This is a genomic window from Marinobacter maroccanus, from assembly GCF_002933275.1.
Lineage (GTDB): Bacteria > Pseudomonadota > Gammaproteobacteria > Pseudomonadales > Oleiphilaceae > Marinobacter > Marinobacter maroccanus.
Genome location: NZ_PSSX01000002.1, coordinates 203,185 through 226,638 on the forward strand (window position 1 = coordinate 203,185; position 23,454 = coordinate 226,638).

Annotated in this window: 24 protein-coding genes and 1 tRNA gene; 3 read left to right on the forward strand and 22 right to left on the reverse strand. The window is 56.6% G+C overall.

The annotated features are described in order from the left end of the window. Positions 1-49 precede the first annotated feature (49 nt). The 16 genes from yajC to KEHDKFFH_RS03545 all read right to left on the reverse strand — a co-directional run bounded on the left by yajC (position 50) and on the right by KEHDKFFH_RS03545 (position 14,977). Positions 50-355, reverse strand: a complete 306-nt coding sequence (yajC, locus tag KEHDKFFH_RS03470) for a preprotein translocase subunit YajC (RefSeq protein ID WP_241956430.1) — start codon at positions 353-355, stop codon at positions 50-52. An 86-nt stretch (positions 356-441) separates the two neighbouring features. Then, on the reverse strand, positions 442-1,563 hold the full coding sequence (tgt, locus tag KEHDKFFH_RS03475; protein ID WP_104320825.1) for a tRNA guanosine(34) transglycosylase Tgt: 1,122 nt from the start codon (positions 1,561-1,563) through the stop codon (positions 442-444). Positions 1,564-1,577: 14 nt separating this feature from the next. Next, on the reverse strand, positions 1,578-2,681 hold the full coding sequence (gene queA, locus KEHDKFFH_RS03480) for a tRNA preQ1(34) S-adenosylmethionine ribosyltransferase-isomerase QueA (protein ID WP_104320633.1): 1,104 nt from the start codon (positions 2,679-2,681) through the stop codon (positions 1,578-1,580). Between the two features lie 35 nt (positions 2,682-2,716). Then, a tRNA-Leu gene (locus tag KEHDKFFH_RS03485) sits at positions 2,717-2,803 on the reverse strand. 82 nt (positions 2,804-2,885) lie between these two features. After that, entirely contained in the window at positions 2,886-4,112 is a 1,227-nt protein-coding gene (flgL, locus tag KEHDKFFH_RS03490) for a flagellar hook-associated protein FlgL (RefSeq protein WP_104320634.1), read from the reverse strand. Positions 4,113-4,130: 18 nt separating this feature from the next. Beyond that, the gene (gene flgK, locus KEHDKFFH_RS03495; RefSeq protein WP_104320635.1) at positions 4,131-6,161 is read right to left on the reverse strand and encodes a flagellar hook-associated protein FlgK; all 2,031 of its coding nucleotides are present in this window, start codon (positions 6,159-6,161) and stop codon (positions 4,131-4,133) included. A 5-nt stretch (positions 6,162-6,166) separates the two neighbouring features. After that, positions 6,167-7,153: a flagellar assembly peptidoglycan hydrolase FlgJ gene (flgJ, locus tag KEHDKFFH_RS03500; protein ID WP_104320636.1), complete on the reverse strand. Its 987-nt coding sequence runs from the start codon at positions 7,151-7,153 to the stop codon at positions 6,167-6,169. 8 nt (positions 7,154-7,161) lie between these two features. Beyond that, on the reverse strand, positions 7,162-8,259 hold the full coding sequence (locus KEHDKFFH_RS03505) for a flagellar basal body P-ring protein FlgI (protein ID WP_104320637.1): 1,098 nt from the start codon (positions 8,257-8,259) through the stop codon (positions 7,162-7,164). Beyond that, the gene (gene flgH / locus KEHDKFFH_RS03510; protein ID WP_422385680.1) at positions 8,256-8,957 is read right to left on the reverse strand and encodes a flagellar basal body L-ring protein FlgH; all 702 of its coding nucleotides are present in this window, start codon (positions 8,955-8,957) and stop codon (positions 8,256-8,258) included. Before flgH ends, KEHDKFFH_RS03505 begins: the two co-directional genes overlap by 4 nt. A 19-nt stretch (positions 8,958-8,976) precedes the next feature. Then, entirely contained in the window at positions 8,977-9,765 is a 789-nt protein-coding gene (flgG, locus tag KEHDKFFH_RS03515; RefSeq protein ID WP_104320638.1) for a flagellar basal-body rod protein FlgG, read from the reverse strand. A gap of 82 nt (positions 9,766-9,847) precedes the next feature. Next, a complete protein-coding gene (locus KEHDKFFH_RS03520) occupies positions 9,848-10,600 on the reverse strand; it encodes a flagellar basal body rod protein FlgF (protein WP_014576887.1) in 753 nt (250 codons plus the stop codon). 76 nt (positions 10,601-10,676) lie between these two features. Beyond that, a complete protein-coding gene (locus tag KEHDKFFH_RS03525; protein WP_104320639.1) occupies positions 10,677-12,578 on the reverse strand; it encodes a flagellar hook protein FlgE in 1,902 nt (633 codons plus the stop codon). A 27-nt stretch (positions 12,579-12,605) separates the two neighbouring features. Further along, entirely contained in the window at positions 12,606-13,283 is a 678-nt protein-coding gene (locus tag KEHDKFFH_RS03530; protein ID WP_088828593.1) for a flagellar hook assembly protein FlgD, read from the reverse strand. A gap of 18 nt (positions 13,284-13,301) precedes the next feature. Beyond that, entirely contained in the window at positions 13,302-13,751 is a 450-nt protein-coding gene (gene flgC / locus KEHDKFFH_RS03535; protein WP_104320640.1) for a flagellar basal body rod protein FlgC, read from the reverse strand. Positions 13,752-13,785: 34 nt separating this feature from the next. After that, complete coding sequence (gene flgB / locus KEHDKFFH_RS03540; protein ID WP_104320641.1) at positions 13,786-14,184, reverse strand: flagellar basal body rod protein FlgB; 399 nt, start codon at positions 14,182-14,184, stop codon at positions 13,786-13,788. A gap of 241 nt (positions 14,185-14,425) precedes the next feature. Then, positions 14,426-14,977, reverse strand: a complete 552-nt coding sequence (locus KEHDKFFH_RS03545) for a nitroreductase family protein (RefSeq protein WP_104320642.1) — start codon at positions 14,975-14,977, stop codon at positions 14,426-14,428. 166 nt (positions 14,978-15,143) lie between these two features. On the opposite strand from KEHDKFFH_RS03545, the gene KEHDKFFH_RS03550 reads away from it, so the two are divergent. After that, a complete protein-coding gene (locus tag KEHDKFFH_RS03550) occupies positions 15,144-15,455 on the forward strand; it encodes an Mpo1-like protein (protein WP_104320643.1) in 312 nt (103 codons plus the stop codon). A 97-nt stretch (positions 15,456-15,552) separates the two neighbouring features. Continuing rightward, on the forward strand, positions 15,553-16,896 hold the full coding sequence (locus KEHDKFFH_RS03555; RefSeq protein WP_422385682.1) for an adenylate/guanylate cyclase domain-containing protein: 1,344 nt from the start codon (positions 15,553-15,555) through the stop codon (positions 16,894-16,896). A gap of 30 nt (positions 16,897-16,926) precedes the next feature. On the opposite strand, the gene queF is transcribed toward KEHDKFFH_RS03555, so the two are convergent. Genes queF through KEHDKFFH_RS03570 form a run of 3 tightly spaced genes read right to left on the reverse strand, consistent with a single transcriptional unit; the run spans position 16,927 to position 19,477 of the window. Further along, positions 16,927-17,745 (reverse strand): NADPH-dependent 7-cyano-7-deazaguanine reductase QueF, encoded by an 819-nt coding sequence (gene queF / locus KEHDKFFH_RS03560; protein ID WP_104320645.1) that lies wholly within the window; start codon positions 17,743-17,745, stop codon positions 16,927-16,929. A 14-nt stretch (positions 17,746-17,759) separates the two neighbouring features. After that, positions 17,760-18,533 carry an ABC transporter permease gene (locus tag KEHDKFFH_RS03565; RefSeq protein WP_104320646.1) on the reverse strand — a complete coding sequence of 258 codons (774 nt, stop codon included), beginning with the start codon at positions 18,531-18,533 and terminating at the stop codon, positions 17,760-17,762. Continuing rightward, a complete protein-coding gene (locus KEHDKFFH_RS03570) occupies positions 18,530-19,477 on the reverse strand; it encodes an ABC transporter ATP-binding protein (protein ID WP_104320647.1) in 948 nt (315 codons plus the stop codon). Before KEHDKFFH_RS03570 ends, KEHDKFFH_RS03565 begins: the two co-directional genes overlap by 4 nt. Positions 19,478-19,738: 261 nt before the next feature. On the opposite strand from KEHDKFFH_RS03570, the gene KEHDKFFH_RS03575 reads away from it, so the two are divergent. Beyond that, complete coding sequence (locus KEHDKFFH_RS03575) at positions 19,739-20,854, forward strand: organic solvent ABC transporter permease (RefSeq protein ID WP_104320648.1); 1,116 nt, start codon at positions 19,739-19,741, stop codon at positions 20,852-20,854. Here the strand turns inward: KEHDKFFH_RS03575 and KEHDKFFH_RS03580 are convergent. The 3 genes from KEHDKFFH_RS03580 to KEHDKFFH_RS03590 form a co-directional block, all read right to left on the reverse strand. After that, positions 20,844-22,151 (reverse strand): cyclic di-GMP phosphodiesterase, encoded by a 1,308-nt coding sequence (locus tag KEHDKFFH_RS03580; protein WP_104320649.1) that lies wholly within the window; start codon positions 22,149-22,151, stop codon positions 20,844-20,846. The two genes, KEHDKFFH_RS03575 and KEHDKFFH_RS03580, sit on opposite strands and share 11 nt — an antisense overlap. Positions 22,152-22,327: 176 nt before the next feature. Then, positions 22,328-22,777 (reverse strand): hypothetical protein, encoded by a 450-nt coding sequence (locus KEHDKFFH_RS03585; protein ID WP_241956419.1) that lies wholly within the window; start codon positions 22,775-22,777, stop codon positions 22,328-22,330. Positions 22,778-22,994: 217 nt separating this feature from the next. Next, positions 22,995-23,273, reverse strand: a complete 279-nt coding sequence (locus KEHDKFFH_RS03590; protein WP_104320651.1) for a PilZ domain-containing protein — start codon at positions 23,271-23,273, stop codon at positions 22,995-22,997. Between the last annotated feature and the right edge of the window lie 181 nt (positions 23,274-23,454).

Sequence of the window (23,454 nt, forward strand, 5' to 3'; positions counted from 1 at the left end):
CAGGAAGATTCAGACCGGCCACCAGGGATGGCCGGCTAAATGGCCCCGCTCAGATGTCCTTGAGCGTGCCCTTCGGCAGAGCCGCAGCAACGGCTACTTTCTGGACCTTGATCTCTACGTTGTCGGCAACTTCCACAACGATGAAATCGTCGGTTACCTTGGTGATCCTGCCGGCAACACCACCGGAGGTCACAACTTCGTCACCCTTGTTCAGGCCGGACATCAGGGCCTTGTGCTCTTTCGCACGCTTGGACTGCGGACGCCAGATCAGGAAATAGAAAATCAGGATGAAGCCTGCAAAAAAGATCACCTGGCCCATAACGCCCATTCCCTGAGCACCCGGGTCCTGTGCCATGGCCAGAGCAGGCATCAGAGCCAAAAGGCCGGCAACGAGCATTTTAATAGATTTCATTGAATATCTCCGTTGGTTTAGCGAATAGATCAAACATTGCCCAGGGGCGGAACGGTCTCTCCGCGCAGGGCATAGAAGTCGGTTACAAAGTCCGACAATGTACCTGCTTCAATGGCCCCACGCAATCCAGCCATCAGGTTCTGATAGAACCTGAGGTTGTGGATGGTATTCAGCTGGGAGCCCAGCATTTCCCCACATTTATCCAGATGATGCAGATAACTTCTCGAAAAATTCTTACAGGTGTAACAATCACAACGCTCATCCAGCGGCGCGGTATCATGGCGGTGCCGTGCATTGCGGATCTTTACAATCCCGGTTGAGGTGAACAGGTAACCATTCCTGGCATTTCGGGTCGGCATCACGCAGTCAAACATGTCCACTCCACGCCGGACGGCCTCAACAATATCTTCCGGGCGCCCCACGCCCATCAGGTACCGCGGTTTGTCCTCCGGCATCTTCGGCGGCAAATGGTCCAGAATCCGGATCATGTCTTCCTTGGGCTCGCCAACCGAGAGGCCACCAATGGCATAGCCGTCAAAGCCAATGTCTGTGAGCCCGTCCAGGGAACGGTCCCGCAGGTCCTCGTACATGCCACCCTGGACAATGCCGAACAATGCCGCGGGATTGCCCTCGTGGGCATCCTTGCTCCGTTGCGCCCAGCGCAGGGACAACTCCATGGAATCTTTTGCCTGGCGTTCGGTGGCAGGATAAGGCGTGCATTCGTCAAAAATCATGACGATGTCCGATCCCAGATCCCTCTGCACCTGAATAGCAATCTCCGGGGACAACTCCACCGGCGAGCCGTCTACCGGTGACCGGAAGGTGACGCCGTCCTCGGTAATCTTGCGCATTTCGCCCAGGCTGAACACCTGGAAGCCGCCGGAATCGGTCAGGATCGGCCCCTGCCACTGCGTGAAATCATGCAGGTCGCCGTGCGCCTTGACCACCTCAGTGCCCGGCCGGAGCATCAGGTGAAACGTGTTCCCCAGGATGATTTCTGCGCCGATTTCATGGATATCGCGGGGCAGCATACCCTTGACGGTGCCGTAGGTGCCGACGGGCATGAATGCGGGTGTTTCAACTGTGCCCCGGGGAAACGTCAGCCGGCCACGACGGGCACGCCCATCCTCTCCCAGTTTTTCGAACGACATGAAACAGGTTTGTGTCACAAAGCCTCCCCGGCATTATTGTTACCGGCTTCATTGGATTCCAGGGCTGCCCCAAGCAACATGCCACGGCTGGGTTCCTGCCCGGTAATAAACATGGCGTCACCGTAACTGAAAAAACGATAACGTTCCCTCACCGCTTCCCGGTAGGCCTCCATCACATTGTCATAGCCGGCGAACGCACTGACCAGCATGATCAGGGTGGACTCCGGCAGATGGAAGTTCGTTACCAGGGCATCAACGGTCTGGAACCGATACCCCGGGTAAATAAAGATGTCAGTCTCACCGGTGAACGCCCTCAGGCGGCCGCCGCGACTGGCCGACTCCAGAGAGCGAACCGACGTGGTACCTACGGCAACCACACGCCCTCCCCTTGCCCGGGTCCGTTCGATCGCGTCAACGGCGTCCTGGGGCACGTTCACCACCTCGCTGTGCATGGTGTGATCTTCGATTTTCTCCACCCGAACGGGTTGGAAGGTGCCGGCACCCACGTGCAGCGTCACAAAGGTGCTTTCGATTCCACAGGCGGCCAGCTTCCCCAGCAAGCCCTCATCGAAGTGCAGTCCCGCCGTAGGTGCGGCGACGGCGCCGGCCTCCCTGGCGTAAACAGTCTGGTAGCGTTCCCGATCAGTGGATTCGTCCGGTCGATCAACGTAAGGCGGCAGCGGCATGTGGCCAATCCGCTCAAGCACCTCAAGCACCGGCTCATCAGACTCGCATACCAGGTGGAACAGAGCGTCATCCCGACCGGACATGATCAACGATGTGCCATCTTCCAGGATGACTTTCTGCCCTTCCTTCAATGCTTTTGAGGCACGAACATGGGCGATGATTTCATGCTCCCCGGTTACCCGCTCAACCAGCACCTCAACCTGGCCACCGGTCTCCTTCTTGCCGAAAAGGCGTGCAGGAATCACCCGGGTGTTATTAAACACCAGCAGGTCGCCGGGCTGGAGAAGGTCAGGAAGTTCACTGAAAATGCGGTGGTCGAGCTTGCCGGAAAGACCGTCAAGACAAAGCAACCGTGATGCGCTGCGATCTTTGAGCGGATAGCGGGCGATCAATTCGTCCGGCAGGTCAAAATGAAAATCGGAGACATTCATGGAATGGACTGTTAACGACGCCGAAGGAAAGAAGATGGTAGCGGCGGGCGGACTCGAACCGCCACGGGTTTTACCCCAACGGATTTTGAATCCGTCGTGTCTACCAATTTCACCACGCCGCCATCGGAGAGTGTTGGGGATTATACTGAGCTAAATCGCGAAAGCAATAAGCCAGCGGACAGAACTGCCCGCTGGTTCAGATATTTACAATCTGTCGAACAATGACAGCCTCGATACCTGCGCAAACGACTGCTGGGCTGCCTGCAGCACGAAGCTCTGGAAACTCAGGTTACTGATCGCTTCTGCGTAGTCCACGTCTTGTAACTGGGACCGGATTTCATTGGTATAAACCGAAGAATCCTCAAGGAAGGTCTTGGTCGATTCCACCGCGTTCATCCGGCCACCGAGTTCGGTTTGCTTGAGGATGATGGTCTCCTGGGCGTTGTCCAGGTTGATCAGCGAATTGGCGATCAGGTCATCGTACTCGGCCTGTCCGCCCGGGCTGCTCTTGTCGATATTGTTAAGACCGGAAATCAGGTTTTCGATGGTGCCGAACACCGACTGCTTTTCGTTGATTTTCAGGGTGAAAACGTCACCGGCGCCGGGCACTACGTCTTTCAGGGTTACCTCAACCCCCGCTACCGTAAACGGTTCTCCGCTCTGGTAGGTAGCCGGATTCACGTTGGTCAAAACATCTCCCTGGCTGTCGGTTGCAATGATATTCCCACCGACACCAACCTCGACCGTGATGTCGTCCGGGAATGAATTGGGATACTCCGCAGCAAGATCTGCTTCGTTAACCAGACTGACCCCGGAAATGGAGGCGGCCGGTGTAATCACAGTGCTGTGCTCGCCGGTTATTGCAGCGGGAACCCGGACGAAAATGTCCTTGCCGTTATCACTGATGGGGACGGTAACGCCGTCATCAATCTCCAGGACTCGCTGCCCCTCGTCTCCCTGGTACACCCAACTACCTGAGGGATCCTGCTCAAAGGCCTTCACCGAGCCCTGGAACCCACTGAAAATATATTCGCCGGAGGCATCCCGGGTATTGGCAATATTCGCCAGCTGCCCCAGTCGCTCCTCCAGCTCCGAAGAAATCGAGCGCCGGTCGTTGGCCGACAAAGAACCGTTACCGGCCTGAACCGTCAATTCGCGGATCCGCTGAATCACATCGATTGAGCTTTCCAGCGCACTCTCTTCCTGCTTCAGACGATTATCCGCCAGATCAACATTACGCTGGTAGGTTTGAACCCGCGAAAGCTCCTGGTCCAGTTTCAGAATCCGGGCTGCAGCCACCGGATCGTCAGACGGTTTGTTGACCCGTTTTCCGGTGGAGATCTGTTGCTGGGTGTTGTTCAGGCTGGCATTCAGCTCCTGGAGCCGATTGATACCGCCCGAAAAAATCTGCTGTGATGAAATTCTGATCATGTCACATCACCTCAACCGTTACCGGAAACTCTGTAACAGGGTATTGAACAGGTCCTGGGCCACCGACATCACCTGGGCCGAGGCATTGTATGCGGCCTGATACTGGATCAGGCGGCCGGCTTCCTCATCCAGGTTGACACCAGATACCGATTCCCGCTGGTTGGTTGACTGTTCCAGAAGGGTTTTCCCGGCATCCACATCCAGTTGACTCTGGCGCGTTTTAACACCGATATCTTCAACAAGCCCCGCATAACCTTCGGAAAAATTCTGGCTGCCGCCGTTCAGGGTATTGGCCGTACCGAGGGCGGCCAGCAGTTCCGCGTTCCTATTGTCAGAAACGCCGTTGGAGTTGTAATTGATCTCGAAGGTGTCACCGTCAGCCGGCTGACCGGTTATCTTGAACTGAAAGCCCTGATACTCGGCACCATCCGCTGGATTGTCACTGAACAGTTCATTGGCAACACCAGGCGTGTAAGGACGATTAGCGGTGCCTATGGGATTGCCACTGCCGTCTGTCACAGTGAACACCAGGCCGGTACCCGGATCATCAAACGTTACGGTTATCGGGCCATTCGTCAATTGCCCAGACGACTGGAAAGCGGGTAACAAGGAGTTGGTGAACGGATTCCTCACGTTCAACATGGTGCCCTGATCGATCTTGCCGGTTCCGATATTGTTATCTCCGGTCGTCGCACGAACCGGGCTCGCAAAGGCCAGGTCCTCTTCCCGATTAACCACCAGACCGATACTTTCAGCAGCATTTCGACTGGGCTGAATCAGGTATTTGTCACCAGCATTGAAGGTGCCGCCTTCAACCCGGATGTTGAAGCCGGGCATGGTAATCTCAGACTGGGACGGGTCCGGCAAACGGCCCTGGTTCACGGTTTTTCCCGTTGCCTGATCAATCAGTTCGTAGCTCCGCCCGTCGCCACTGAACTGAAGCGTCCACCGCCCTGCGGGGAGCGCAGAGCTGTCGGTTATTTCTACGGCAAGCTGGCCGGTGGTGGAGGCCGCGTTATTCCCGTTAGGGACCACCCGGCTGCGTTGTGCCTCCAGCGAATTGACGTCAGTGAAGAACAGGCCGCCAAGCTCGCCTTCCAGATCCATCCCGATTTCATGTTGATGGTTCATGGTGTCGGAGAGTGCAATGGCAATTCTGCCAAGCTCATCGAAAGCCGGTTTCAGACCTTCGGTATCGAAACGCAGAAGCCCCCCCAACTTGCCGCCGGTTATCTGCTCATCAATATTGAGAGTTCGGCCACCGTTGTTCAGGGTGAATTCCAGACGGGTCGGATCCTCGGCGTTTTCCCGGGTGCCAAGAGTGGAAGCATTGCTGCCAACCACGAGAGAGAGGCCGTTCGACAGTGACACGTTAACCTGGCTGCCGTCGGTCGGAGTTACCTTGATGCTGACCAGCTCGGAAAGCTGACGCAGTTTCTCGTCCCGCTTGTCCAACAGCTCGTTGGGCATTTGCCCCTGGGCAATGCCTGGTGATTCAGAAATCGCCAGATTCAGTTCCGCAATGCTCTTTAGCAGGGTATTGGCATCCTTCACACCCTGCTGCATCTGGGTCTTGATGGATTCCCGCTGCTGAATGAACTCCTGATTCAAGGCCTGGAACCGGTTAACAACCTGTTGCGCCTCGCTCAGAACCAGTTGGCGCTGTGGCAGAGACGTCGGATCCTCGGCTGCGTTCTGCAGGCTGGCAAAAAAGTTGTTCAGGGCATTGCTGAGGCCCGTGGTTTCACCGCCCAGGAGGTTATCAAGCCTGGAAAGCTCCGAGTTAAGGGCCTGTTGCTCGCCGTAAAGCGTGCTGTCTTCCCGCACCTGCTGAACCAGGTATTCATTGGCCAGGCGCCGAATGTCCGCAACGTTCACCCCGCTGCCAATGGTGCCGGCGCCAGTGCGCTGGCCTTCCTGGGTTTCGAACAGCACTTCCTGGCGACTGTAACCAGGCGTGTTGGCGTTGGTTATATTGTTGCCTGTGGTATTCAGCGCAGCCTGATGACTGAGGATGCCGGTCAGACCAATGCCTATCAGCCCTGCCATAAGGTTTACTCCTTCATCCCGTCACTGCCCATAGACAGTGTCATCAGTGAGTCACGGTTCATGATCTGGCGGATCTTGCTGCCGTAGTTGGGGTCAGTCGCATAGCCGGCTTCCTGGAGCTTCTCTGCAAAGACCTCAGGCTGGTCTGCTACCGACAGCACCTCCCGGTATCGGGGATTGGATTCCAGGAACGAGACATAATCACGGAAGCTGGATTCGTAATCCTGGTAGGCCCGGAAGCTGGCCTGCTCCTTCAGTGGCAGCCCTTCCCGGTATTCCGTGGTGGTGATCGATACCGCATCGCCCTGCCAGCGACTATCCGCCTTGATGCCAAACAGGTTGAAACTGGGTTCACCCTGCTCACCACGAATCATGTGCCGGCCCCAGCCGGTTTCCAGGGCGGCCTGGGCCACCATGAGTTTCGGATCAATGCCCGAATCGCGGGCAATCCGCTCGGCCACCGGCAGCAGCTCGGTGACGAAATGCTCTGGAGATTCAAACCGGTCCGGCAAATTCGACGGTGTAGCGGTCACCGGTGACGCTGCTTTCTCTGCCACAGAAGCCACTTTCTGCAGGCGGTCAGGCAATTGAGGAGTAAGGGCGGGCAGGCTTCGATCATAATCCGCAAGACTTGCCTTGTGGCCAGCAAGCCTGCCGCCTTCATTGTCCATGCCCGGAATCTGTTTGCCCAATTGGCGAACGAGCGCCTCGGCAAGACCGCTGCCCTTGCCTCCCGCCATGGTCAGACTCATCTGGCTGTCGAACATATCCCGGTATAGCTCGGACTGGTTGCTCTTCAGGTAGTTGCCCTCGGAGAAGACGTCGCCGGCCTTACGCATGGACTTCAACATTTCAGACAGGAACAGGCTCTCGAACTGGCGCGCCACCTCGCGCAGAGCTGACTCTTTGTCAGTGCGAGCCTGGGCCTTCAACGCATTGAGACCGTTGAAGTCGGTATAAACCTGGGCCTGTTGAACCTTGTAGTCCTGCATCACGCCACCTAGATAACAATCAGCTCGGCGCGCAGTGCACCGGCCTGTTTCAGGGCTTCGAGTACCGCCATTACGTCGCCCGGAGCCGCACCTACCTGGTTTACGGCCTGCACGATCTCGTTCAACGTGACGGCCGGGCCGAACTTGAACATCCGCGCCGGCTCCTCGGTAATGGCAATCTGGGAATCCTGCTCAATGGCAGTATCACCACCGGCAAAGGGATTCGGCTGCTCCACGTTGGGGTTTTCCTGAATGGTGACTGTCAGGTTGCCGTGGGTCACTGCTGCCGGGCTGACCTGAACATTCTGGCCAACCACAATGGTGCCGGTGCGACTGTTAATCACGACTTTCGCAGCATCCTCCGCCGGATCCACTTCGATGTTCTCGAGGATCGACAGGAAGCTGACCCGCTGGGACGGATCCCGGGGCGCTCGCACAGAAACCGACGTGGCATCATGGGCATAGGCCATGTCCGGGCCCAGCCGGTCGTTCACGGCTTCCACCACCCGACGTGCCGTTGTGAAATCCGGGCGCAGCAGATGGAAGGTAATGGTATCGCCCTGAGTGAACGGCGAAGCTACCTCGCGCTCGATCGTGGCCCCGTTGGGGATACGACCAACGCTGGGAACATTCACGGTGATTCTGGAGCCGTCCTGCCCCTGGGCCCCGAAGCCACCAACCACCAGGCTGCCCTGAGCCATGGCATAAACATTGTTGTCCGCGCCCTTCAGCGGCGTCATCAGAAGGGTGCCGCCACGCAGGCTGTCTGCGTTGCCGATGGAGGAGACGGTGATGTCGATTTCCTGGCCAGCTTTGGCAAAAGGCGGCAATGTCGCACTCACCGTTACAGCCGCAACGTTGGCAAGATTCGGATTGACGCCTTCCGGAAGGGTCACGCCAAACTGATTCATCATGTTCCTGAAGGTCTGGTTGGTGAACGGTGCCTTGTCACCGGTTCCATCAAGACCAACCACCAGGCCATAACCCACCAGTTGGTTGTTGCGGACACCCTTGATTCGGGACAGGTCCTTCAGGCGGTCTGCCAATACCGGGGCCGAAACTACAGCCAGGGCAAGCACCCAGACAATTAAACGGCGCAAGCTCATAGAGGCCACCACTCACTGTTGAAGAAGCGTGCCAGCCAGCCCATCTGGTTTGCCTGGTCAAAATCACCAGTGCCGCCGTAGGCGATCCGGGCATCGGCAATACGGTTGGAGGCAACAGAGTTATCGGGCTGGATATCCTGGGGGCGTACCAGTCCGGTCAGGCGAATGTATTCGTCGCCATTGGTCAGAGACAGCCACTTTTCGCCGCGAATGCGAAGAACGCCGTTCGGCAGTACCTCAGTCACCGTGACGGTAATGCTGCCGGCAAGGCTGTTGCTTTGATCAGCCTCTGCCGAGCCCTCGAAGTCGCGCTCGTTGTTCAGTGAGGTGGCAATCCCGAAATTGTTCTTGCCAAGAATAGTCGGCTCCGGCAATGAAATTTCATTGTCCTTGGTGATGCTGGTTTCGGCATTCTTGCTGGCGCGGGTGGATTCCTGCAGATTCACCGTCAGAACATCACCAACATTCAACGCCACGGTATCGCCGTAAAAGTTGTAGTTCCGCGAGACCTGATAGATCGAACCAGAGGCGCTGTCCCGCTGCATCATGGCCTGAGGGCGAACCGGCGCAAACTCGGGATCATCCGGAATTGCCCGCGGGCGGCTCATGGCGGTGCATCCCTGCAGCAGAATGAGAACCACCACAGTCGCCAGGGTACTGGCGCCTCGGGCTGTCCGATTGCTTGTCATCAGTTTCATGACCTTACCTCTGGCCGCGTTAGCCAATGTTGTTGGTGATGAACTGGAGCATCTGGTCGGTTGTGGAGACCACTTTCGAGTTCATCTCGTAGGCCCGCTGGGTGGTAATCATGTTCACCAGCTCCTCAACCACCTCAACGTTGGACGACTCTACGGAGCCCTGCTCAATACTGCCCAATCCGGCCAGCCCGGGCTCACCTTCCGCAGGATCGCCACTGGCGTTGGTCGCCTTGAACAGGTTGTTACCGATGGCCTGAAGGCCCTGGGGATTGATGAAATCCACCAGAGTAATCTGGCCCAGGTTTACCGGTGCCGCCTGATCATCCGTTACTGCCGTCACGGTGCCGTCTTTACCAATGGTTATATTGGTGGCGTTCTCCGGCACATTGATGGCCGGTTCCAGCGGGTATCCATCCGGGTTGACCACATCACCGTCAGCATTGAGCTGGAACTGGCCATCCCGCGTGTAGGCAATCTGGCCATCCGGTAACTGAACCTGCAGGAAGCCGCGGCCATTGATGGCCATATCCAGGGGCTGCTCGGTAATCTGCAGGTTGCCCTGGGAGAATTGCTTGGCTGTACCCACAACCCGCACACCGGTACCCAGCTGCAGGCCGGAAGGTAATTCGGAGTTCTGGGTTGTCAGACCGCCGGGTTGCCGGTTGATCTGGTACAGAAGGTCCTGAAACACGGCCCTGTCCCGCTTGAAGCCAGTGGTGTTGACGTTCGCCAGGTTGTTGGAAATGGTGGACATGTTGGTGTCCTGAGCGCTCAACCCGGTCTTGCTGACCCAAAGTGCTGGATGCATGCTGCTTACTCCTTGCCGGGGGCAGTCAGGCGGCCATTTTTTGCCGCTTCAGGCCCGCCAGGCCAATGTGTTCAGTCGTTACTTAAAGGTTCTGCAACAGCCGTGCCGTTGCTTCGGAATTCTCGTTGGCAGTGGTCATTACCTTCACCTGCATCTCGTATTGCCGGGACAACTGAAGGTTCGAGATCATCTCTTCCACCGCATTCACGTTGGAGCTCTCAAGGAACCCGGAGGCAACCCGCTGGTTTGCGTCCGGTGGCTCGGGACCATCCAGAGCCTGATCCGGCTTGCGGCGCATGTGTCCATCGAGGCCTTTCTCCAGGGCTTCCGGCGGCGGACTGACCAGTTTCAGCCGGTCGACTTCAACCAGCTGGTCCGGTGGTCCACCCACAGGAACGATTGAGACGGTGCCATCGGCGCCAATCTCGACGTTGTCAAAAGGCGGAAGCGCTACCGGCCCACCGTTGCCGAGCACCAGTTCGCCGTTGGCCAGGCGTACCAGGCCGTTGACATCCACCTGGAGACTGCCACTGCGGGTGAAGACTTCCTCGCCCTGATCGTTCTGGATGGCAAGCCATCCCTCTCCTTCAACCGCCACATCCAGTTTGCGCCCGGTTTCCATCAGCGCACCGGCGGAAAGGTCCGTGCCGGGCCTTTCGGTCATGGCATAGGCGCGAGTCGGGTGGTGCTCCCCGTAGACAGGCATGCTGCGGGCCTGGGCGAAATCTTTTTTGAAGCCGGTGGTACTGACGTTCGCCAGGTTATTGGCATGGGCCTGCTGGGCCAGCATATTCTGCTTGGCACCAGACATACCGATGTAGAGGGCTTTGTCCATGGGAAAACTCCTGCCGGAATTTTGACTGTTTCCAGTCTTCCTGCAGGAGTCATGCCATGTTGACTAGCTGACGATGTTAACGGAGGTTGATGATGGTCTGTGTGACCGCATCGGAGGTTTCAATGGTCTTGGCGTTCGCCTGATAGTTGCGCTGGGCGATGATCAGGTTGACCAGTTCCGCAGACAGGTCCACGTTCGATTCTTCTACCGAGCTGGCCTTGATAGAGCCCAGGGTTCCGGTATCCGGGGCACCTATGATCGGCTGGCCGGATTCGAAGGTTTCGACCCAGGAAGTGTCGCCAACAGGCGACAATCCATTGGTGTTATTGAACGATGCCAACGCTACCTGACCCAATGCCTGGGATTGGCCGTTTGTGTAACGTGCGAATAATACCCCCTGATCCGATACGTCGAGCCCGGAAAGGCGACCGGTGGTATAGCCATTTTGCTGCTGGTCATTAACCCCGAATGCCGCCCCGTACTGGGTTGTTCCGCTCAGATTTATCACGAAAGCTGAGGTTGTTGGTGGCTCAGGAATCGGTGTTACCACCGTCTCGCCGGCTGCAGGAGGTCCGTCCGCGCCATTGGGCTGACCGGTATCATCCTTGGGAATCCAGTCATCGATCAGTATTTCACCGCTTGGGTCGCCATCAATAGACTGCAAGGCACCGTCCTGGTCAAACCGCGCGGTGTAAGGTGTCACGTCGGTTCCGCCCACAAATTCGCCATCAATCTGGGCATAGACTGACCACTCACTCACCCCAACCCCATTACCCGGAGACGGGTTTTTCACAAAGAATTGCGTCAGTTCATGGGAGTTGCCCAAGCTATCGTAAATAGTAGTGGATGTAGCGTGGTTGTAGGTACGCTGGTCCAGGGGGTTAAACTGGTTGGTAACGCGAATCGGAGACGCGTTAAAGGCCACCTCAAAGTCGTTGTCCGCAGAAGTTGACGCTATACCAGTTACTGACCGGTCAGCGGTGACATTTACATCGCCCTCAACGGTGCCGGTATCGCCGTTTCCATTTCCATCTGCAAAGGTGTAATCGAGCGTTTCGCCCTGATTATGAATCACGCGCAGGACATCATTGCTACCTGATCCATCGTCCACCAACGACGCCGAAATGGCCGTTTCCGAAGAGTTATTGATGGAATCCACCAGATCCTGAAGCGAGTTGATATTTGAGGTATCCAGTGTCAAAGGGGAACCGTTAATATCAAGACTGAACGAAAATGAGCTGGCACCGGTTATAAAAGTGTTATCAAGGGCCGGCGTGCCATCAAACGTTGCCGTTGTCGTGGCTGAGGCACTTAATCCAGGCGCATCATTAATAGTAGAAGCCGCCAGGCGAGCACTCGCCGTGGGATCGATAGCAACATTGAAATTCGGCGAGCCATCGGAGTACTGCACGTCAAAGCTCTCACCCTGAATCGACGCAAGCGTCAATGGCCCGATATCTCTCACGCGGGTTTCCAGAACAGACTCTCTTGAATCCAGGTTCAGGTCGGAATCCAGATTGGTCGTGCGACGCGGCGACAGGTTATCCGTCTCAATCTGAAGATCCCCGCGAATCCCGGATAGATTGCCGTCTTCGTCTGCGGTATAGCCCTGAACCCGCATGCTCTGGTTGTTCGTTACATAGCCTTCCTTATCAATCCCGAACTGGCCTGCCCGGGAGTAGCGAATCTCGCCACCGTTGTTAAGAATAAAGAAACCGTCGCCACTGATGGCCATGTCCAGGCCGCTGTCAGTGAAGCTGATATTGCCCTGGCCGAAGGACTGCTTTACATCCTGAACCCGGACACCGTCACCGATCGGATTGGTGCCTGCACTCAGGAAGCCGCTGGCGTAAAGATCGCCAAACTGGGCTTTGCTGCCCTTGAAGCCGACTGTGCTGGCGTTGGCAATGTTGTTGCCGGTGACGTCCAGATCCACCGATGCCGCACGAAGGCCGCTCAAACCTGTATTAAATGCCATGGTTCACCCCTTGGTGTCTCACCGGTCTCAGTTAATTTGTTTCACATCAGACAGAGCAATGGAGCCCATGCCTGCAAGATTCAGGGTTATCGAGCCGCCCTGGCCCAAAGACACGCTGTCCACATTGGCGCTAACCATGGTGCCCAACTGCTGCGGCCCATCGGGATAGGAAGCCTCTGCCACAATACGGTAGGGTCCCGGCGGCAAGGGATTGCCGTTGCCGTCCTGACCGTCCCAGCGGAAAGACGCCACACCCGCCTGACTTGCGCCAAGATCAATCTGACGCACCCGCTCACCGTTCTGCCCCTCGATGGACAGGCGTAGACCGCCGGTCGATGCCGGAACTTCAATGGTTCCGGTAATTTCGCCTTCAGCGCCCAGAATCCCGATCTGAGAGGGCGCAAGTACGGTTTTACCCACCATGGCGGAGGCCTGCAGGGCCTGAGTGGAACGGAACTGTCCAACCACATCTTCGACCGTACCGGAGAGATTCTGCATCTCCTCCAGCGAGCTGAACTGGGCAAGCTGGGAGATAAATTCGCCGTTATCCTGCGGCTCCAGCGGGTTCTGGTTTTTCAGCTGTGCCAGCATCAGTTCCATGAACTCGTTCCGGCCCAGCTCGCTGGTACCCTGACCGCCATTCTGTTGCTTCAGCTGGTACTGGCTCAGAACATCCGACGCGTCTGTTGCATTTACTGCAGTCATGTTGTGCTCCTCACCGTATTACTGCTGACCGAGAGTCAGAATGCGCTGCATCATGGACTTGGCTGTGTTCATGACATCCACATTCATCTGGAAACTTCTGGACGACGACATCATGTCCGCCATCTCTTCAACCACATTCACATTGGGGTAAAAGACATAACCGTCCTCGTTGGCCGCCGGATGATGTGGCTCGTAACGCATCTGCAGCTCCGCATCACTTTCAACGATACCTTCAACCCTGACACCGGCACCCGGGCCCTCATCGGCCGCCATCGGCAAACCGCCCTGCCCCGGATTCATCAGCGACTGCTGAATGGCCGAGAACACCGGTTTCCTGGCCCGATAGGTTTCACCCGTGCTAGAACTCGCTGTCTCCGCATTGGCGATGTTGGACGCGGTTGTGTTCAGCCGCAGTGATTGCGCGGTCATGCCGGAACCGGCGATATCAAAAATGCTGCCAAGTGACATGAAAACTCTCCTTCGCTAACCCTGTGACTGCGGCTTACTCGCCTTTAATGGCTTTGGTCAAACCGCTGAACTTGCTGTTCAGAAACTGGAAGCTGGCCTGGAAATCCATGGCGTTGCGCATGAAGCGGGTCTGCTCCTGCTGGGCGTCCACGGTATTGCCGTCAACCGACGGCTGGTGAGGTACCCGATACATCAAATCGCTTTCCGAGGCCGAGAGGGAGGTATCCATGTGCGCATCATGCGTTTTGGCCATCTGGAATCCGCTGACCTGCTCCTGGGCCTTCTGCATCATCGCCTGGAAATCCAGGTCGCGGGCTTTGAATCCCGGGGTATCAGCGTTCGCCAGGTTGTTTGCCAGAACTTCGGCACGTTTAACCCGCGCTTCAACCGCGTGTTGGTGAATGCCCAGAGCCGAATCGAACGTAATTGCCATGTTGCCTCCCGAAAACTGCACCAGTATGCCGACCTGTTTTTGCCGGCTGTGCTCTTTGACAGGACTAAAGCAAGCTGGATGCCAGAATTCAGGCGAGGTGTAAATTTGTCAGGAAAGCCAGTATTGGCGGGCCCTGACCAGTGGTGAATGAACGGTCAGGGCAAAGCAGGCAAGGAACGGGCAAGAAAAAGCGGCAAGCTGCTTCCCCCGGCGCGGACCGGGGGAGCATTCAGTCAGGAGATCAGGGCCAATGACGCACGAACTCATCAACCCCCGGCCTGGGAACAGCCGGTTTGGGAGCGGAGACTGTTCCGGTGTAGAGAAAGCCGACGATTTGCTCATGCTCTTCCAGCCCCAGCCCGGCGTGAACTGAGGAATGGTACGCAACACCGCCCGTTCTCCACATAACGCCGTAACCGGCGTCCTGCAGGGCAATCTCAATAAAACTCATGCCGGCTGCGGCCGACATCACCTGCTCGATCTCAGGTACTTTGGGATGCGTTTTCGGCGACGCGATACCAACAATCACCATTGGCGCCCGAAGAGGGGCGCGCCTGAGCTTCTCGATCTCCTTCTCGTCGCTGTTGTTGGCACAGGTGGACGCAAACAGTTCGCCCAGAGCCTCCAGCCCTTCGCCCTCTACGACCAGGTAGCGCCAGGGCCTCAGCAGCGCGTGATCAGGCGCGCGGGCAGCACAGGCAAAAGCCCGGTCGAGGGTTGCCGGGTCCGGCGCGGGCGACTCCAGCCTGGGTTCTGACGAACGATTGAGAAGAAAATCGGTAACTGCTGTCATATCTGCTCGCTGTCTGATCGCTGTTCTGATGAGTTGGAAAAATGGGTACGAATGCAATTCCCTGCTGTGAATTGTGGCTTGTACGTAATGCTGTTAACCTTTAGTCGTAGTCGGGTCTACCAACAATTATAAATGACGCGGTCGTACAACGGTGAGTGGCAACACAATGAGCAACCAGCAAACCTTCAACAGCTTTTCCGAATTCTATCCTTACTACCTTGAAGAGCACAGCGACGTCACCTGTCGCCGTCTGCACTTTGCCGGCAGCCTGCTGGTTCTGATCGTGGCCTTTTGGGCACTGACTACAGGCAAGCTTTTGTGGCTTCTGGCCTTGCCGGTCATTGGCTATGGCTTTGCCTGGGTGGGTCATTTCAAGTTTGAGAAAAACCGCCCTGCCACCTTCAAGTACCCACTGTACAGCCTGATGGGTGACTGGGTCATGTTCCGCGACATGCTCATTGGCAGGATCCGTTTCTGAAATGATGAGCGCCCCGGCAGACCTTCGCAACGCCAGCAGCTCAGCTGGCAGGTCCCTGGCGTCTGAGGCGTCGGGCAACCCGATTGCGATTCCGCCAATGCCCGATTACAACGGCCGGGTGCTGGCCTATACGTCAACCGCCGCCATTATCGTAACCGGTGTTCTGCAGGGCGCATTTCCCCAATGGCTCCTTTGGCTGGTTGCCGGTGCCCTGACCTGGCCGCATATCGCTCACGCCCTCACCCGCCGAACGTTCCTGAGAAATTCACCACGCATTCGCCAGAAGATGCTGATTTTCGATTGCGTTGTCGGTGGCGGGTTTATTGGCTGCATCGGGCTGATCGTCATACCCTCCCTGGCCGTTGCGCTGATGCTGATGTTCAGTTGCCTGATTGTCGGGGGTATCCGCCAATGGCTTATGGGCACCGTTTTCATGGCCGCCGCCATTGCAGGCTCTGTCGCTATTCTCGGCCCGGCAGACGGGCCACATTCGCCCCTGCTTACCAGCATTGTGTCGATTCTCTCAACCGGCATATATATTTGCGTCACCGCCTATTATTCCCACCAACAGGCACGTGCGTTGATGCTGGCAAAAACCCAGATCCAGAACCAGCGTGAGCAGTCCATCGCACTTTCCCACAAGCTTTCCAAATACCTATCGCCTCAGGTCTGGCAGTCCATCTTTACTGGCGAGCGGGATGTGCGGCTGGAAACCCAGCGTAAGAAACTGGCGGTGTTCTTTTCGGACATCAAGGGCTTCACCGAGCTGTCCGAGGAAATGGAGCCGGAGGCACTGACCGAGCTACTGAATCACTACTTCAACGAGATGTCGGAAGTGGCCCTGAAGTATGGCGGCACCATCGACAAGTTCGTTGGCGATTCCATCATGGTGTTCTTTGGCGACCCAACCAGCCGGGGCCAGCGGGAGGACGCCTTTGCTTGTGTCTCCATGGCCATCGAGATGCGCAAGCACATGAAAATCATGCGCCAGAAATGGCGCAGCCAGGGCATTAAGACCCCGCTTGAAATTCGAATGGGGATCAGCACCGGTTACACAACCGTCGGCAACTTCGGCGCGGAAAACCGGATGGATTACACCATCATAGGCAAGGAAGTGAATCTTGCCAGCCGGCTTGAATCCCTGGCGGAGCCGGGTGAAATCCTGGTTTCCTATGAGACCTTCTCGCTGATCAAGGACAAGATCATGTGCCGGGACAAGGGTGAAATTACCGTGAAAGGCTTCGGCAAACCGGTGCCAATTTATGAGGTGGTGGATTTCCGGCGCGACATGGGCCCCAACCGCAGTTTCCTCGAGCACGAGCACAGTGGCTTCGCCATGTATCTGGATTCAGACAAGATCACCGAGAAGGAACGCCAGGCCATTCTGATCGCCCTGGAAGACGCCGCAGACCGCCTGCGACGGGAAGAGGATGTTTCCTGAGGCGCATCCCTGCGCTCACGACCACCGGCATTACTGACGTATCAGTCGCGGCCCGGCATCCTTGCCGGTTTCTGTGCTTCGCCAGGGGTTAATATCCAAACCGCCCCGGCGTGTGTATCGGGCAACCACTGTAAGCGACTCCGGGTTGCATCGGCGCATCAGATCGGTAAACACCGTTTCCACGCAATGCTCATGGAAATCTTGCTTCTGCCGGAAGCTCACGACGTAACGCAGCAAGCCAGCCCGATCGAGTTTGGGGCCAGTGTAGCTGACCATCAGGGTGGCCCAGTCCGGTTGGCCCGTCACCGGGCAGTTGCTTTTGAGAAGATGAGAGCATAACTGCTCAGTTACCACCTCACCGCCGGTCCTCAGAGAGTCAGGCGAATACTCATAGGCCACCTCGCTAACCGGTTCATCATCAATTAACTCGAACCCCACGGGACGACCAATGGCCTCCCCTGATTCGTCGACACTTAACAGATTAACCTGCACTGCTCCGCCGCAGGCACTGGACAGATCCCGGGTAATCACTTCGGCAACCTGTTCCCGGGAGGAATAAACTGCCTGGTTCAATGAGTTGAGGTACAGCTTGAGTGATTTGGACTCAATGATCGAAGGCGAGGCCGCAGGAAAAACAATCTCCGCCCAGGCCACCTCCGGAACACCATTTGGCCTCAGCCACGAGATTTCCCAGGCCTGCCACAAGTCCTCGCCAAACCATGGCCAACGGCCGTCTTCCAGCCCCAGGCGGCGACGGTTTTCCTCCCTCGCCACGGGGAACAACAGGCCCGGGTCGTAGCTGTCCGGGTAATCGCTTGTTTTGCCAAGCGGCGCGTCATTAAGTGCCATAGGTGTTCCTGAGATCAGTGGCGAATGCCTTTTCCGCGCTCGAGCATTCTCAGGGCGATGAATGCCAGCACGGAGATGAAGACCAGAATCATACCAAGAGAAACGAACGGATTAACGTCTGACACGCCCAGAATCCCGTACCGGAAGCCATTGACCATATACAGGATGGGATTGGCCATGGATACGCCCTGCCAGAACCCTGGCAGCAGATCAATGCTGTAGAACACTCCGCCCAGATAAGTCAGGGGTGTCAGTACGAACGTGGGCACGATGGAGATGTCATCAAACTTGGTTGCCAGCATGGCGTTGATAAAGCCGCCCAGTGCGAACAGTGCGGACGTCAGAAATACCGTCAGAACCATCATGGGCAGGTTGTGGATGGACAGCCGGGTAAACGCCAGTGATAGCAGCGTGACAATCAGGCCGATCCCCAGGCCCCGGGCCATGCCTCCGCACACGTAGCCGGCAAGGATGACCCAGTTAGGTACGGGGGACACCAAGAGCTCCTCAATACTGCGCTGGAATTTCATGGAGAAGAACGACGACACGACGTTGGCGTAGGAACTGGTGATTACCGCCATCATGATCAGGCCCGGCACAATAAACGACATATAGTCGAAGCCACCCATCTCGCCGATCCGGGAGCCGATGAGGTTGCCGAAAATAATGAAATACAGGGTCATGGTGACCGCGGGCGGCAGCAACGTCTGGGCCCAGATACGGGTAAACCGGCGTATCTCCCGAACAACAATGGTGCTGAAGGCTGTGAACAAGGCATGTGGCGTCATGCTGCACCCTCCACTGCCTTGCTGGATTCAGCGTTCTCCTCAACCATGCGAATGAACAGTTCCTCAAGCCGGTTGGCCTTGGTTCTCATGCTGACCACCTTGATGCCGAGCCGCTCAAGCTCCACGAATACCTGGTTGAGCCCCTGACCTTTCTCCACTTCCACCTCCAGGGCTCCTTCCGCGTCGAGGCGTGTTGGAAAACCGTTGAGCTCGGGCGCGGAGTCGAGGGTCTTCTCGGTATCCAGCACAAAAGTCTCCCGGCTCAGTTGCTGCAGCAAGGCTTTCTTGCTGGTGTGCTTGAGGATCTTGCCATGGTCGATAATGGCAATGTTGCGGCAAAGGGCTTCCGCCTCCTCCAGGTAATGGGTCGTCAGGATGATAGTGGTACCCTGACGGTTCATCTCCTCCAGAAAGGTCCACATGGAACGGCGGAGTTCAATATCCACGCCTGCGGTGGGCTCGTCCAGAATCAGCAGTTTCGGTTCGTGGACCAGGGCGCGGGCAATCATCAGACGGCGCTTCATGCCGCCAGACAGCATCCGGGCCGGGGTGTTCCGTTTGTCCCACAGACCAAGCTTTTTCAGGTACTTTTCGGCCGACGCCGAGGCCTGCTTCAACGGAATTCCGTAGTAGCCGGCCTGGGTGGTCACAATATCAAAGACTTTCTCGAACTGGTTGAAGTTGAACTCCTGGGGCACCACGCCAAGGTTCAGCTTGGCATCGGAAAGGTGAGTATCGGTGTCATAACCGAACACCCGAACCTTGCCTGCTGTCTTGTTCACCAGGGAGCAGACAATACCCAGGGTGGTCGATTTGCCGGCCCCGTTAGGCCCCAGCAAGGCAAAGAAATCCCCCTCGGCGACGTGCAGATCAATCCCCTTGAGAGCCTGAAACCCGTCACCGTAGGTCTTGGTGAGGCCCTCAATTTCCAGTGCATTGGTCATAAATCAATCCGATTCGGTGAAAAAACGGCATGAACGGCCCAAGCCGCCAGCCAAAATTTAGAATGCTGTTTATTGTGACAAAGCTGCTGATTTCAAGGCCCTTATCAGCCGGGCGTGTGCCCTGGCCAATAACGGAAACTGCGACAGGAATCCCGATATGAGGCAAACCCCGCCCCTATAATGCGGTTACAACAATTTACAAAAGGGGCTGCCGCACCCTGAGTGCGGGCGCGCTGAATCGAAGGGAATGTACGAACAACCATGAGATCCGTTCACCGCATCCGACTAACGTTTACACTTCTGGGCGCCCTCGCCCTCTCTGGCTGCCTGGATGACAACGGCAGTTCCGGCGACGACACCAGCACCGGCCAGGTCAACTTCAACGGTTTCAACGGCCTCTCCTACCAAACGGCGAGCCAATCGGGCGCCACGAACCCTGCAGGAGAGTTCCGCTACTACCCCGGCGAGACACTCACCTTCAGCGTTGGAGACCTGCCATTGGTCAGTGGCGTGCCGGCCCGGCAACACATAACACTGCTCGAGTTCTTCGAGACCACCCGAACGGAGCTGCAAACGCCGATGGTGGATGAAGAAGGTCTGAGCACCCACACGCTTACCGAGCAACAGGTTCTGGAAAACACGACGCTGATGAACCTGTCCCGGTTTCTGATGCTTCTGAACTGGAGCCAGAATGTTGCAGAGGGCGAAGGGGTCGATATCCGGGATCGGGTTATTGCGCAGTTGAATGCCGCCCTTCCGGACCTGACAGCACCCATTGACTTCAGTGTCAGCGAATCAGAGTTCACTGCAACCGATCCCATGTCTCCGGCCAACCAGCTCCTGGCCGCAATCTGCTTTTACCCGGAAGACGACGAACTGTGTGAGGAACCACCAACCCAGGAGGAGATCGATAATGCGCCTCCGAGGCCAGAGAACGACGAGGATCGCGATCCGGACATTGAATACAGTGAAGACTTGCAAGCCAAAAAGGACCGGATCGAAAATGCCGTGCGCACCATGGAAGACATCGATTCGGAGGATGCCCAGATCTATCTCACGCGGGAGCTCAAGGCGATCAGTACAACCGTCGCGAATCGTTATTTCCTGGATGAAGACGTAGCCAGCCATCCGGCCACTGATACAGCCCTGAAGCAGGTTGCGGTTCGAAAGATCGGCGGCGGGCTCTCTCTGGCGGAGCTGGAAGCCATCAGCACACGCCCGCAGGATGTCCAGATACATTCAGCCGACTGGCAGAGCGGAAAAGTGGAGTATTTTGTCGCCGGTCCCTCCGGCGGAGAATCCGAGCTTCTGCTCAGCTTCCGTCCGGAGGATACCTATCGGTGGGTTCGCAAACAGCTGCGTGTGATTATCCGCTGATCAGGCGGGTCAGACTCCAGCGTGACTCCACGCCAGTAACATCATAACAGGACGGATCCAGACCTTCCGTGCCGTGTGGCAGGCATTCACGAATCCGCACCGTTTCCGCTGCTTCCTTGCCTTCGTTGTACCGGGCCAGATCAATGATTTTGGCAGTTTTCAAAGGCCTGGAAGCAGTATCTGTCATAACCATGACACGAGGCCAGAGCCGGCGTTCCGGGGAGTGTGAAACCACGATGCCACGCTGCCCGTCGGAGAGCTCCACGAGGCTGCCGGTGGGATAGATACCAATCGCCTGGATAAAATTCTCCACCAGGTCTTCCTGGAACTCGATGTTGCGCATCTCGTAGAGCAGCGTTACCGCTTTTGCTGGGGTCATGGGTTCGGTGTGGGAGCGGGGTGCAATCAACGATTCGAAAAATTCCGCAATGCCGGCCACCTTGGCTAACAACGGAATGCGATCCCCCCGGACACCCTCCGGGAAACCGGAGCCATTATGGCGCTCGCGATGCCCCTGAACAACACTGAGTACCGCACGTGAGAGCCCACTGTTCTCCAGCATGGCAACGCCACGGGTAACGTAACCACGGTAAGTAAGATATTCCTCGGCGCTTAACTGACCTTCCCGGGCCAGCAACTCAGGCGGCAGCGTGGTTTTGCCCACCTGCGACAGCAAACAACCGAGGCCAAGATGATTAAGAAGCCCTTCGTTCAAACCCAGATGTCGACCACAAACCAGGGCCCAGACCGATGTGTTCAAGGCATGCCGGTAAAGGTAACTGTCATGAGCACGGGTGCGACTGAGCCACAATAACGCATCAGGCTGGCGAACAACGCTGCTCACCATTTTGCTGGTGATCGCGGCGATCGGCCTGAGATCCGGCACGCCGTCGGCACGGAGGGTCTCGAAAAGCTGGTCCAGCGCCACTTCCATATCGTCCAACAGGCGTTTGGACGTTTTCATTTCCTTTTTAAGGCTGGTGACGGTTTCGTAGGCTACCGGCTCCCGAATACTCAGTGGCGGCAACTGAAGCTGCTCTCGCCCACCGCCACGCTTGTTCAGTGTCTTGCCGAAAACCGGCTTGCTACCGCCTTTTACCTCTTTTGCTTCCCGCGCTTCCGCCACATCGACCATGACCCACTTACAGTGGGAAACCAGGGCGCGAATGTCGTCCTGGGAGCGAATATGGAAACCCTGAATCGGGAAGGGAGTCTGGTGCCATGGTCTGTCCAGATCAGACACGAACATGCCCACTTCCAGATCATGTACTGCGACTTTTTTCTGTTGGACACCCACGGGCCACCTCACACAACAAACTTTTCGATGGCTACCATTCTGACTGAACCGCCGGAAGACACAATTACAATATCGTATCGCCAGGTAACCCAAACGCGACAAAGAGTAACGCTAATTTTCAATGGGAAACAAAATGTAGCAACGTGATGGGAGTCACATATCAACGTCAGAAAGTGTCACTCTGCGTCACATACGGATTCATCAAATTCCGGCAACCGGGCCCGCATCGAGCCCCGCGGGGCCTTGCGGACATAAACGGTGTAGGGCACTGAAGAGGCCCGCAGGTAATCAAGGTTTACGGCATCATCACCCTGCCCCTCTGTGACAACCGCGGGGGTACAGGAAACCAGCAGCTCCAGCTTGTCGTCCATTTCGGCGATACGGGCATCCGGATCCGCTGGATTAATGGACATGCATCGGGTCGAGCCGGTTGCCGGCTCGCCCTCCCCTGCTACAAGATCCTTGCCCGGTTCGCCGCAGGCGCGAATGCCGGTGCCACAGCCACCCGCCCCATTGCCGTCGCGCAGCCGCCAGACACGGTCGCTGCATTGGGTTTCCAGCTTTACCGAGGTTGCCTTGTCACCGGCGAACCACCAATTGGGGTATTCAGCGCTCTGCCAGGACATCCGCACATGCCTTGGCTCTCCTGATGAATTTTCCGCCGGAAACATTGCAAAATGGGAGTAATAGCTGGCACAGCCCGATGTAAGCAACAGCATCAGGCTTGCAAGAACTGGCTTGTAAGCTCTGGAAAAGGCTGGAAAGATCATCTGACTGGCACATCCCTGACGGCGGTTGAGTTAGCCATGCCATTATCCATGACAGGCGCCCTGAATCCGCCTATCAGTCACCATTTTGATCAAACTGGAGGCCATACCCGTCGTTGGTTTTACGCACGACCACCATTTCAAGCACCGGTGCCGGAACAGGCAGACCCTGCACCTGCACGGTGACCTTGTCGCCAAGGTTCGGCGCGAAAGGCTCAGTGTCGACAACGATAAAAACACCGCCATCGGAAATATCGCGGGTCGAGAATATGAATTCTCCCAGCTCGGTGTGCACCACCTTTACTTTCGCACTCATGGCAGTGCGCATGTGCTCTCTTCGATCGTTCCCAACCATCTGAGGATTCCACTACTTTTTGCATAGTTTTTATAGTCTTCCGAAGCATAACACCATTTTCAGAAAAATATGCCAACGGAGATATTGACTATACAATTAATAGAAATGAGAATGGTTGGCGTTTTTAAACGCCTGCAAATCTCAATGCAGGCAACTCATTAACGGAATCACCTGAAAAGGA

Bases quoted from the DNA above. Each gene is read 5' to 3' on its own strand.
- yajC (WP_241956430.1), bottom strand. From the start codon at position 355: ATGGCACAGGACCCGGGTGCTCAGGGAATGGGCGTTATGGGCCAGGTG.
- tgt (WP_104320825.1), bottom strand. From the start codon at position 1,563: ATGTCGTTCGAAAAACTGGGAGAGGATGGGCGTGCCCGTCGTGGCCGG.
- queA (WP_104320633.1), bottom strand. From the start codon at position 2,681: ATGAATGTCTCCGATTTTCATTTTGACCTGCCGGACGAATTGATCGCC.
- flgL (WP_104320634.1), bottom strand. From the start codon at position 4,112: ATGATCAGAATTTCATCACAGCAGATTTTTTCGGGCGGTATCAATCGG.
- flgK (WP_104320635.1), bottom strand. From the start codon at position 6,161: ATGGCAGGGCTGATAGGCATTGGTCTGACCGGCATCCTCAGTCATCAG.
- flgJ (WP_104320636.1), bottom strand. From the start codon at position 7,153: ATGCAGGACTACAAGGTTCAACAGGCCCAGGTTTATACCGACTTCAAC.
- KEHDKFFH_RS03505 (WP_104320637.1), bottom strand. From the start codon at position 8,259: ATGAGCTTGCGCCGTTTAATTGTCTGGGTGCTTGCCCTGGCTGTAGTT.
- flgH (WP_422385680.1), bottom strand. From the start codon at position 8,957: ATGAAACTGATGACAAGCAATCGGACAGCCCGAGGCGCCAGTACCCTG.
- flgG (WP_104320638.1), bottom strand. From the start codon at position 9,765: ATGCATCCAGCACTTTGGGTCAGCAAGACCGGGTTGAGCGCTCAGGAC.
- KEHDKFFH_RS03520 (WP_014576887.1), bottom strand. From the start codon at position 10,600: ATGGACAAAGCCCTCTACATCGGTATGTCTGGTGCCAAGCAGAATATG.
- KEHDKFFH_RS03525 (WP_104320639.1), bottom strand. From the start codon at position 12,578: ATGGCATTTAATACAGGTTTGAGCGGCCTTCGTGCGGCATCGGTGGAT.
- KEHDKFFH_RS03530 (WP_088828593.1), bottom strand. From the start codon at position 13,283: ATGACTGCAGTAAATGCAACAGACGCGTCGGATGTTCTGAGCCAGTAC.
- flgC (WP_104320640.1), bottom strand. From the start codon at position 13,751: ATGTCACTTGGCAGCATTTTTGATATCGCCGGTTCCGGCATGACCGCG.
- flgB (WP_104320641.1), bottom strand. From the start codon at position 14,184: ATGGCAATTACGTTCGATTCGGCTCTGGGCATTCACCAACACGCGGTT.
- KEHDKFFH_RS03545 (WP_104320642.1), bottom strand. From the start codon at position 14,977: ATGACAGCAGTTACCGATTTTCTTCTCAATCGTTCGTCAGAACCCAGG.
- KEHDKFFH_RS03550 (WP_104320643.1), top strand. From the start codon at position 15,144: ATGAGCAACCAGCAAACCTTCAACAGCTTTTCCGAATTCTATCCTTAC.
- KEHDKFFH_RS03555 (WP_422385682.1), top strand. From the start codon at position 15,553: ATGCCCGATTACAACGGCCGGGTGCTGGCCTATACGTCAACCGCCGCC.
- queF (WP_104320645.1), bottom strand. From the start codon at position 17,745: ATGGCACTTAATGACGCGCCGCTTGGCAAAACAAGCGATTACCCGGAC.
- KEHDKFFH_RS03565 (WP_104320646.1), bottom strand. From the start codon at position 18,533: ATGACGCCACATGCCTTGTTCACAGCCTTCAGCACCATTGTTGTTCGG.
- KEHDKFFH_RS03570 (WP_104320647.1), bottom strand. From the start codon at position 19,477: ATGACCAATGCACTGGAAATTGAGGGCCTCACCAAGACCTACGGTGAC.
- KEHDKFFH_RS03575 (WP_104320648.1), top strand. From the start codon at position 19,739: ATGAGATCCGTTCACCGCATCCGACTAACGTTTACACTTCTGGGCGCC.
- KEHDKFFH_RS03585 (WP_241956419.1), bottom strand. From the start codon at position 22,777: ATGTCCTGGCAGAGCGCTGAATACCCCAATTGGTGGTTCGCCGGTGAC.
- KEHDKFFH_RS03590 (WP_104320651.1), bottom strand. From the start codon at position 23,273: ATGGTTGGGAACGATCGAAGAGAGCACATGCGCACTGCCATGAGTGCG.